8 protein-coding genes and 3 pseudogenes are annotated in these 8,387 nt (G+C 73.2%); 6 read left to right on the top strand and 5 right to left on the bottom strand.

Annotated features, from left to right (window positions below):
- Together ACWCSD_RS41685 and ACWCSD_RS41680 are read right to left on the bottom strand one after the other, a co-directional pair.
- Nucleotides 1-70: pseudogene (locus tag ACWCSD_RS41685) on the bottom strand (hypothetical protein); the annotation flags it as partial.
- 61 nt (nt 71-131) lie between these two features.
- Nucleotides 132-437 (bottom strand): annotated as a pseudogene (locus tag ACWCSD_RS41680) (ATP-binding cassette domain-containing protein); the annotation flags it as partial.
- Between the two features lie 220 nt (nt 438-657).
- Here ACWCSD_RS41680 and ACWCSD_RS41675 point away from each other — a divergent pair.
- Nucleotides 658-1,869 (top strand): sensor histidine kinase, encoded by a 1,212-nt coding sequence (locus ACWCSD_RS41675; protein ID WP_449923245.1) that lies wholly within the window; start codon nt 658-660, stop codon nt 1,867-1,869.
- Nucleotides 1,857-2,501, top strand: a complete 645-nt coding sequence (locus ACWCSD_RS41670; RefSeq protein ID WP_449923242.1) for a LuxR C-terminal-related transcriptional regulator — start codon at nt 1,857-1,859, stop codon at nt 2,499-2,501. Before ACWCSD_RS41675 ends, ACWCSD_RS41670 begins: the two co-directional genes overlap by 13 nt.
- On the opposite strand, the gene ACWCSD_RS41665 is transcribed toward ACWCSD_RS41670, so the two are convergent.
- A complete protein-coding gene (locus tag ACWCSD_RS41665; RefSeq protein ID WP_449923239.1) occupies nt 2,486-3,484 on the bottom strand; it encodes a serine hydrolase domain-containing protein in 999 nt (332 codons plus the stop codon). The two genes, ACWCSD_RS41670 and ACWCSD_RS41665, sit on opposite strands and share 16 nt — an antisense overlap.
- A gap of 172 nt (nt 3,485-3,656) precedes the next feature.
- On the opposite strand from ACWCSD_RS41665, the pseudogene ACWCSD_RS41660 reads away from it, so the two are divergent.
- Nucleotides 3,657-4,203, top strand: a pseudogene (locus tag ACWCSD_RS41660) (transposase); the annotation flags it as partial.
- Between the two features lie 27 nt (nt 4,204-4,230).
- Here the strand turns inward: ACWCSD_RS41660 and ACWCSD_RS41655 are convergent.
- Nucleotides 4,231-5,283, bottom strand: coding sequence for a nitroreductase/quinone reductase family protein (locus tag ACWCSD_RS41655; RefSeq protein WP_449923236.1), 1,053 nt, complete (start codon nt 5,281-5,283; stop codon nt 4,231-4,233).
- Nucleotides 5,280-5,492, bottom strand: coding sequence for a PLDc N-terminal domain-containing protein (locus ACWCSD_RS41650; RefSeq protein WP_449923233.1), 213 nt, complete (start codon nt 5,490-5,492; stop codon nt 5,280-5,282). The genes ACWCSD_RS41655 and ACWCSD_RS41650 overlap by 4 nt, the downstream gene beginning before the upstream one ends.
- Before the next feature lie 112 nt (nt 5,493-5,604).
- Between ACWCSD_RS41650 and ACWCSD_RS41645 the strand changes: the two genes are divergently transcribed.
- The 3 genes from ACWCSD_RS41645 (at nt 5,605) to ACWCSD_RS41635 (ending at nt 8,190) form a co-directional block, all read left to right on the top strand.
- The gene (locus ACWCSD_RS41645) at nt 5,605-5,742 is read left to right on the top strand and encodes a hypothetical protein (protein ID WP_449923230.1); all 138 of its coding nucleotides are present in this window, start codon (nt 5,605-5,607) and stop codon (nt 5,740-5,742) included.
- Nucleotides 5,743-5,924: 182 nt separating this feature from the next.
- On the top strand, nt 5,925-6,650 hold the full coding sequence (locus ACWCSD_RS41640) for an HAD family hydrolase (RefSeq protein WP_449923227.1): 726 nt from the start codon (nt 5,925-5,927) through the stop codon (nt 6,648-6,650).
- Nucleotides 6,613-8,190: an NAD(P)H-dependent oxidoreductase subunit E gene (locus ACWCSD_RS41635; RefSeq protein WP_449923224.1), complete on the top strand. Its 1,578-nt coding sequence runs from the start codon at nt 6,613-6,615 to the stop codon at nt 8,188-8,190. The genes ACWCSD_RS41640 and ACWCSD_RS41635 overlap by 38 nt, the downstream gene beginning before the upstream one ends.
- Nucleotides 8,191-8,387 lie beyond the last annotated feature (197 nt).

Genomic DNA, 8,387 nt, shown 5'->3' with positions numbered 1-8,387 from the left:
GCACCCACTCCAGGTAGGACACGATCACCCCGCCCGCGTTGGCCAGGATGTCCGGCACGACGGTGGTGCCGTTCGCGCCTGATCAGCGCCCTGGCCAGCGCCACCCGCTGCTGCTGGCCGCCGGACAGCTCGGCCGGGCGGTGGCCCAGCCGCGCGCCGAGCCCCACCCTGGACGCGATGGCCATGAGTCTCGCCTCATCCACCGGGCGGCCGGCCAGGCGCAGCGGCAGGGTGACGTTGTCGGCGACGTCGAGCGCCTGCAGCAGGTTGTAGGCCTGGAAGACGAAGCCGATCCGCTCCCGGCGCAGCGCGGCCAGGCCCGGCTCGTCCAGCGCCGTCACGTCCACGCCGCCCAGGAACACCCGGCCGGAGCTCGGCGTGTCCAGCCCGGCCGCACAATGCAGCAACGTGCTCTTGCCCGACCCTGACGGCCCCATCATCGCGACGAACTCGCCGTCGGCGATCTCCAGCGTGACCCCGTCGAGCGCGGTCACCTTCCCGTACGTCTTGTGGAGCTCCTCCACCCGAACCGCCAACGCAGCCCCCCATCGATCTTCCCTGGACCGCACCAAACGTAGGAGCGAGGGGTGAGAGGGCGACATCCCACCGATGGGCGTCTTGATGGTGGTGTGGGCACCACCATGCAGAATGTCGGCCATGAACGTCCTGACGGCCACGCGGAAGGCCGCGCTCTTCCTGATCCTCGGGTCCGGCGCCGCGCTGCTCGCACTGCCGCTGTTCTGGCTGGTCGTCTGCGTCGCGCTGCTGAGCCTGGCCGGGGTCGGCCTGCCCCTGATCCCGCCGGTGACGCGGCTGGTCAGGCGGCTGGCCGGGGGGCAGCGCCGCCGTCTGGGGGTGCCGGCTCCGCCGTACCTGCCGCTTGAGGGGCCGCTGCAGGTACGCGTGCGCGCGGCCGTGGGCGACCCCGCCACGCCGCGGGAGGTGCTCTGGCTCCTCGCGCACGGCCTCACCGGCGTCGTCCTCGGCTTCCTGGCGCTCGGCCTGCCCGTGGCCGCGCTCAACGCGGCCACCCTGCCGCTGTGGTGGCGGCTCACGCCGGGCAGCCCGCCGTCGGTGCTCGGCTACGCCATCGACTCCTGGCCGCTGGCCCTGACCGGCCCGTTCGTCGCCGCGGGCTATCTGGGCGTGGCCTGCCTGGTCCTGCCGGCCGCCGCCGGCCTGTCCGGACGGCTCAGCCGCCGCCTGCTCAGACCCGTGGGCCGGGTACGGCTGGCGCAGCAGGTGGCGATGCTGACCGCGGCCAGGGCCTCGGCGCTCGAAGCCCACGCGCAGGAGCTCAGGCGTATCGAGCGCACACTCCACGACGGCACGCAGAACCGCCTGGTCGCCGTCGTCATGCACCTCGGCATGCTCGAACGTGCCCTGACCACCGCTCCCGACGGCACCCGGCAGCTGGCCGAACGCGCCCATGAGGCCGCCTCCGACGCCCTGGTCAACCTGCGTGACGCCATCCGGGCCATCCATCCGCCCGTCCTCACCGAACACGGGCTCGACGGCGCGCTCACCGCGCTGGCCGCGCGCAGCCCCGTCCCCTGCGCCGTCGAGACCGCCGACTTCCCCCGTCTGCCCGCGGCCGTCGAGGCGGCCGCCTACTTCACCGTCGCCGAAGCGCTCACCAACGTCGCCAAGCACAGCCGCGCCGGCAAGGCGGCGGTACGCGTGCACCTGGACGGCGGCCTGCTGACCGTGGAGATCGAGGACGACGGCGTGGGCGGCGCCGAGAGCGGCGCAGGCAGCGGCCTGACCGGAATCGACCACCGAGCCGCCGCCTTCGGCGGCCGGAGCACCCTGACGAGCCCGCCCGGCGGGCCGACCCTGTTGAAAGTGGAGTTGCCATGCGGGTTGTGATCGCCGAGGACGACGCGCTGCTGCGCGAAGGGCTGGCGCTGCTGCTGGCCGCCGAGGGCGTCGAGGTGCCGGCCGCCGTCGACAACGCCGACGACCTGCTCGCCGCCGTCGCGGCCGAGAAGCCCGACGCGCTGATCGTGGACGTGCGGCTGCCGCCGGACTTCCGCGACGAGGGCCTGCGCGCGGCGATCGAGGCCAGGCGGACGCAGCCCGGGCTGCCCGTCCTGGTGCTGTCCTCCTACGTCGAGGACACCTACGCCTCCGCCCTGCTCAGCGAGGGTGGCGTGGGCGTCGGCTACCTGTTGAAGGAGCGCGTCGGCAAGGTGCAGTCCTTCGTGGAGGCGTTGTACCGGGTGGCCGGGGGCGGGACCGCGATCGACCCCGAGGTGATCGCCCAGCTCCTGGTCCGCCGCCGGGCCGGTGATCCCCTCCACGCGTTGACCGCCCGGGAGCGGGAGGTGCTCGCGCTCATGGCCGAGGGCTTGTCCAACACCGACCTCAGCGAGCGGCTGGTGATCAGCGAGGGGGCGGTCAACAAGCACATCAGGAACATCTTCGCCAAGCTGGGCCTGCAACCCTCCGAAAGCGGCCACCGCAGGGTCCTGGCCGTGCTCGCCTACCTCAGAGCCTGACCCGCGGCCGGCTGTCGCCTGGCGCAGAGGGCGGTGTCGAGAGTGGAGTCGAGCTGCTTGTCGCCCTCCGCCGTGAGGGACTTCTCGGTCGCGGTGACGGTGGCCGCCCGGCCGCCCTCGAGCGCGCCCAGGAACCGGTTGACGTCCCGCGGCGTGCTGACCAGCTGCCCGGCCGCCCATCCCCGCGACGGGTCCATCTCGGACACGTCCACCGGCTCGCCACCCGGCCTGCCGATTCTGGACTTGTAGGCCCTGGGGTGGGCGCCGCGGATCCGCTGCTCGCCGGCATCGGGCCAGTAGGTGTCATCGAGTCCCAGCGGCGTGATGATCCGGTCGATGATCTCCACGCCGATCGGCCGGCCCGTGACCCGCTGCACCAGCAGTCCGAGCAGGACGTATCCGGTGTTGCTGTAGCTCCAGCCCTTGCCGGGGGCGAACAGCGGCTTCTGCGCCAGCGCCAGGTCGACCAGCTCCCTGGGCTCGAAGTAGCGGTGCTGGTTGTCGAAGAACGTCCCCGCGATGGCCCTGCCGTGGTCGGGCAGGCCCGAGGTGTGCTGGAGCAACCGGCGGACGGTGATCAGGCGGCCGTCGTACCCGTTGCCGCGCACCAGCCCCGGCAGGTAGGTCTCGACCGGCGCGTCCAGCTCCACCTTGCCCTCGCCGGCCAGTTGCAGCACGACCGTGGCGGTGAAGGTCTTGGTGACGCTGGCGATGCGTACCCGCCCGTTGACCGGGACCTTCGCCCGCGTGGCCAGGTCGCCGGCGCCTGCGGTGTAGTCCCGGCCGCGCCCGCCGGGCTCCCGCACCGCGGCCAGCGCGCCGGCGAACTCGCCGCCGCCGACCAGCTCGTCCAGCGCCGTCCGTACGGCGTCGCCCGGACGTCCCCGCGGAGCGACGTCGGCGGAGGCCGGGCTCGCGGCCCCCAGCGCGAGGACCAGCACCGCGGCGGCGCCGCGGACGGTGACGGCAGGATGATGGGACATGGGAAACCCCCTTGATGACGTGGTCGCGATGCCATTCAGCATGTCGGCGCGACCGGCTCAAGATCGATCCCACGCGCGGGTGTCTCCGCACTACAGTCAGCACCACCCCCGCCGGTCCTTGACCGCGCAGGGCATGTCTTCCTCCGGTCGGGGTGCAAGGCTGCCGTTCGTTCGGTGTCGGCAGACCGCGCGGCGCAGCGCGCTGGCCGGGTGGGCCGAGTACGGCTACTGCGCCTCCCACTCCCGCTACTTTTTGGGGGCTGCGCCTGCACCTGGTGTGCACCTTGGGCGGGTTGCCGGTGCTGTTCGCGCTGAGCGGCGCCAAGGCCGATGAGCGCGAGGTGCTGCTGGGCATGCTGGCCACCGCTCCCCGGGTACTGGCCGAGTATCGGCGTCCGACGCTCATCACCGACCGGCAGTTCTACGGCCGTGCCTTCGAGCGGGAGCTGGCCGAGGGCGGGGTGCGGCTGCTGCGCCCAGCCCGCGCGGGTGAGGCCGAACGAGCCGGCGCGCAGCTGTTCAAGCCCTTACGCCAGACCATCGAGTCGATCAACCAGACCTTCAAGGGCCACCTCGACCTCGAACGACATGGTGGCCGGCCCCCGGCCGGCGTCATCGTCCGCATCTTCGTCAAGGTCTTGGCCCTGACTGCGGCGATCTGGCACAACGACCACACCGGCCAGCCGATCAAGAGATCACTCACCCGCTACGACCACTGATCACCCCGACCCCTTGGACTCAACCATCTAGTGGACGCCGCTTCTGCGCTCTTGAGGGCTGATCGACCGCGCGAGCAGACGTACGAACGCGACGGCCGTGAGCGCGGCCACCGTGACCGCCATGGCGGCCCCGCCCAGCACGCCGATGGCGACGATCAGCCACGCCGGCTGCCCTTCCTGCCACAATGGTGTGGTCACCAGCATGAACACGCCCAGCGCGACCAGCCACGACCCAGCGGTCGCGACCACCCACCAGAACGCCGCGCGCACGTGACGGCTCAGCACCCGCCATTGCAGCAGCCCCATGGCGGCGAGCAAGGTCAGCCCCAGCAGGGAGAGCACGGCGGGCGGCCAGCCCAGCACACGGTCATCGAGGACGGGCAGCGCGCCCACGCCCCAGGCGATGGCGGCTCCTCCCATCGTCGCGCGCACCCAATCGCGGGTGGCGATCGCAGGCAGAGCTGTCCGCAGGACGTACGCCTGCGCCAGGCCGAGGACGGCGCCCTCCACGGTCCCGGCCATGACGACCGCGGCGGCGCGCAGGAACGGCTCGATGCCCAGCGCACTCCACGCGGGCCCGGCGACCAGGGCGCCCACGAGCGCGGGCAGAGAGAAGCCGACGATCTCCCCCAAGGTGACCGTACGCATCCAGCGCCACCCCACTTGCGCGGGGGCGCCGGCGGGAGCCGGAGCCGCCGTCGTCAGGCGGACCGTCACGACGACCGTTGCCAGCATCGCCGTGCTGGTGCCCGAGCCGCCCGTCACCGGGCCCGCGGGGGCCCGGCCGACCTCGGCATGTCCCTCGCGGGGTACGCCGTCCAGGGTGATCCGCACGGGCGCGCCGCCCTCGAGGTTGCGCCACCACAGCCGCGACGGCCTGCTCGTCACCGTGAGCGTGTCGCCTTGCCGTTCGTACTGGACGGGCAGCCGGATGGCCGCCCCGCTCCTGCGGCCCGTGACCGTCAGCAGCATGACCCGCCTTGACAGCAGGTCGTGCAACGGCGTGCGGAGCAGCCATCCGACGATGGGGTTCACCAGTCGGGTCTGGAAACGGTCCAGCAGCTTCCACGCCGAGATCATGACCGGCGACGCCGTCCCCACAGGAGGTAGGCGAGAGGGCCGACCGGCTGAACGAAGATCGCCGGCCACCACAGCCCCTTGCGCCCCCGTACGTCCGCCCGTGGCCGGAACCAGAGATCCACCGCCGCGGCCGTCGTGGCCGCGAACTCCGCGGACGCCAGCACCAGCAGCCAGCTCCGCTGCTTCTTCGACATCTCGTCCCATCGCATCGACGGGCTCCTCTCTCTCAGGCTTTCGGCATCAGGATGAGGGCGTACGCGCCCGGGTACCCGAGCACGAAGTCGCGATTCCGCGGGACTTTCGCCCCTGTCACCTCTGGCGATGGCGAAGTGGCCTGAAGGTGTCAGCTCCGCCGACATGGACGCCGTCATGGGATGGAGCCTGGCGATCGTCGCCATCGCCCTGATCTTCGCCGTCACCGTCGTCAGCACCTCATTCATCACCCGCCCCAAGAAGTAGGCGGCCTCACGCCGCGGTCCCTACATCAGCGACGTCGGCGTCGTGACCGACACGGCGCGGGTGCATGCCGCCGCGTGGAAGCACGTCTTCGACGGCTTCCTGCGCGGGCGGTCCGCGCCGTTCGACGTCCGGGACGACTACCCGCGCCATGTGGACGGCAGGTCGCGGTCCGACGGCTGCGGGTGTTCCTGGCCTCCCGGGGGATCACGGCGCCCGAGGGCGGCCCCGGCGACGAGCACGGCGCGGCGACCGTGCGCGGGCTCGGCATGGCCAAGGACGCGCTGTTCGTCGAGCACGTCGCCCAGCACGGGGTGGCCGCGTTCCCCTCGACCGTCGCCCTCGTGCGCGAGCTGCGGCGGCGCGGCTGCCGTACGGCGGTGGTGTCGGCCAGCAGGCACTGCCGCCTGGTCGTCACATCGGCGGGCTTGATCGGCCTGTTCGACGTCGTGGTCGGCGGAGACGACGCGGCCCGGCTGGGCTTGCCGGGTAAGCCGGATCCGGCGCTGTTCCTGGAGGCCGCGCGCCGGTTGGAGGTGGCCGCGGGCGAGGCGGCGGTCGTGGAGGACGCGCTCCCAGGCGTCGAGGCGGGGCGCCGGGGCGGGTTCGGGCTGGTCGTCGGCTTGGACCGGGGCGGGTCGCAGGAGGCGGCGATGCGCGGGGCCGGAGCGGACGTCGTGGTCCGGGAGCGCGCAGCACGATCGTGGACGGCCCCTTGCCCAACCCTGACCCTCGCCGGGGTGTGGCGGCCAGGACCAGGGGTGCATGTAGAGGAACGTGGGTGCTCACAGCCGGTTCGACGCGTTCCGAGCCCTGGCGGACCGTCGCGGCCGTCCAGGGGTTCGGCTGCTCGACGCCCTCACCGAGGCCGCCGTGGCCGGACACGCATCCGCCGAGACCTGGGCTCCTGAAACGGCCAGGCGGTTCGGGCTGCCCGCGGCCTCGGCGTTCGGGCCGGCCACCTTCTACGCCGACCTGGCCGCCGCGCACGGCCGGCGCCACGTACGGGTCTGCACCGCGGCGGCCTGCTTCGCCGCTCGGGCGGGCGGGCACGTCAGCGAGGTCGAGCAGGCGCTGGGCGTCGCCACCGATCACGTCACCCCGGGCGGGGAGGTCTCCCTGCAGGGCGTCCGCTGCCTCGGCTACTGCTACGCCGGTCCGGCCTGCCTCGACGGCGACACGCCGTGCACGGGGGCGACGCTCGCCGAGCAGCTCTCCGGCCTGGCACTCCCCTGCGATCCGCCGATTCCCGCCACCGACGTCACCGGCGCTCCCGTCGTGCTGGCGGGCGTCGTCCAAGGTCAGGACGCCTGGCGGGCATGGCCCGCTGTCCTGCGCGCCGGGACGCCCGAGCGGGTTCTCGGCGAGGTGGCGGCCTCCGGGCTGCGCGGGCGCGGCGGAGCGGGGTTCCCCGTCGCCGCCAAATGGGCCGCCGCCGGACGTTCGCCCGGCACGGTGGTGGTCGCCAACGGCGACGAGGGCGATCCCGGCTCCTACGCCGACCGGCTGCTGATGGAGGCGGACCCGGGACGGGCGCTGGAGGGGCTCGCGCTGGCCTGCTTCGCCTGCGGAAGCAGCCGTGGCGTGGTGCTGGTCCGATCGGAGTACCCACGCGCGCTGGCCACCATGCGGACGGCGGTCGAGCAGGCCCGCGCCGACGGACATCTGGGACGGCGCGTCCACGGCACCGACGTCGATCTCGACATCGAGGTGGTCGAGGGGTCCGGCTCCTACGTGGCCGGTGAGGAGACCGCCCTCATCTCAGGACTCGAAGGCGAGCGCGGCTGCGCCCGGCCGCGCCCGCCGTACCCGACACAGCACGGCCTGTGGGACGCCCCCACCGTCGTGAACAACGTCGAGACGCTGGCCGCGATCCCCTGGATCGTCGAGCACGGCGGGAACGCCTACGCCGCGCGCGGCACACCGTCGGAGACCGGCACCAAGCTCGTCTGCCTGTCCGAGCGCTTCGCCCGGCCCGGCTGTTACGAGGTCGAGGTCGGCACGCCCGTGCTCAGGATCGTCGAGGAGCTCGGCGGCGGCCTGCGCGAGGGCTCGGACCTGACCGTCGTCCAGGTCGGCGGCCCTCTCGGAGGCTTCCTCGCCGCCGACCAGCTCGACGTGCCGCTGTCGGAGACGGATCTGGCCGCGCGCGGGGCGGCGCTCGGACACGCCGGGCTGGTCGCCTTCGACCAGCGGATCGACCCCGCGGACGTGCTGCGCCACGTGTGGGAGTTCGCCGCCGCCGAGAGCTGCGGGGTCTGCTCGCCGTGCCGCGTCGGGTCCCGCCGCGGCCTGGAGATCGTCCGGGCCGGGCAGCCGGGCGCGGAGTACGAGCGGCTGCTCCGCGTCATGGGTGAGGCCAGTCTGTGCGCCTTCGGGCGGCGCGTCCCGGCGGCCGTGCACAGCCTCGTCCGCGCCTTCGGCGACCGGCTCGCGGGGTGGGACGGGTGAGGGTGCGCGTCGGCGGAACGACCGCGCACGTGGCCGAGGGCGCCTCGGTCCTCGACGCCGTGCGCGCGGCCGGGATCGGCCTGCCCACCCTGTGAAATACGACGGCCGGCTGCTGATCGTCGTATTCGAAGACGGCCATGTTCCGGCCGATCTCCCCCAACCCGCCGAGCGCGACGATGCGCAGGCCACCGTAAGGC

The organism is Nonomuraea sp. NPDC001684, assembly GCF_053596515.1.
The sequence above is the reverse complement of the archived record's forward strand: the minus strand, read 5'-3'. Positions and strand labels throughout refer to the sequence as shown.